Source organism: Oleiphilus sp. HI0086, from assembly GCF_001635225.1.
Genome location: NZ_LWFZ01000061.1, coordinates 1 through 1,189, shown reverse-complemented (window position 1 = coordinate 1,189; position 1,189 = coordinate 1). Strand labels below are relative to the sequence as shown.

1 protein-coding gene and 1 pseudogene are annotated in these 1,189 nt (G+C 46.0%); both read right to left on the bottom strand.

Annotation, left to right across the window (positions count from 1 at the left end):
• Positions 1-268 (bottom strand): annotated as a pseudogene (locus A3756_RS01075) (hypothetical protein); the annotation flags it as partial.
• A gap of 112 nt (positions 269-380) precedes the next feature.
• On the bottom strand, positions 381-1,189 hold an 809-nt coding region (locus A3756_RS01070), incomplete at its 5' end, for an HD-GYP domain-containing protein (protein WP_068552692.1).

Below are 1,189 nucleotides of genomic sequence, written 5' to 3'. Positions count from 1 at the left end.
CTTGTATACGACCAATGTTATCGTTAAGGCTTTTCAGTGCTCCGTCGGCAACCTGAATTGCGGAAATGGAGTCATTGGCGTTACGGATGCCTGCATCAAAAGCACCTAGTTGGCTATTCAAGCGTTCAGATATTGCTGCGCCTGCTGCATCATCAGCTGCGCTATTAATCCGGCTTCCTGAACTGAGCTGCTGCAGTTGTCTATCAGTTTGGGACGCACTGGAAAGGCTTTGAGGGCTGCCAATGCCGCCGTTGAGTGAAATAGTCATGATGATTGCTCCCGCCGAGATAGCTATTTTTTAATGATAGCGCGGGAAGTCGAGCAGGTCATTTATTAAACAGTAACGCTTGGTAACCAGCGCTACTGTTTAGGGTACTATTTTATGTCATATTTTTGCGAGTGACGTAATGATGCCTAACTGTTTCGTTAAAAGCTTCGACATAGGTAGGGTGAAATTGCGTGCCACTTTCGCCATTAATGAGTGTGACAGCACTGAACAGAGACTTCTTGTAGCTTCTATCTGCACGTTCGTTGGTTACTGCATAGAAGGTGTCCGCCAAAGCGATTAACATAGCACCACGGTGTATTTGTTCGTTTGCCAAATTCTTTGGGTAGCCTTTACCATCATATCGCTCATGGTGTTGAGCAACCATCGTGGCGGCTTCTGTCCAACCTTCCATACGACTTAGAAATTCTGAGCCCATCTCTATATGGCCGCGAATAGTACGAAATTCCTGGTCGCTTAGTTTGCTAGGCTTATTAAGTATGTCGGGCGAGACTAAAGACATGCCGATATCGTGAAGATAGACTGCAGCAGTTAATTGGTCTGTATCGATAGGCTCTTCAAGGTCTTTGTTGGTAGATAAGCACAACTCTAGAATGGAATCTGTTCTACCTTGTTTGTATATGCCTAAGTCATCTAGCTGTAAGGCAAGCTTTCTAAAAAATGCTAAGTCAGGGTTGTCCTGATGCTCAAGGCTCAGCGCGATACTGCCGGGTTTTTCTTCTTCAGTGCTACTTTTCTTCGCCCCGACCAGCTGGTCCATTGCTTTATCAAGTGCTTTCAGGTCCTGGCCTGCAGTGCAGCCTCTGACATCTTCGATAACCTTAAGCATGGTCGCCTGAGGCGTACCTTCTACCTGGCCATCACTAATCAGTGTATTGATCATATCCCGTATACGAATAACGA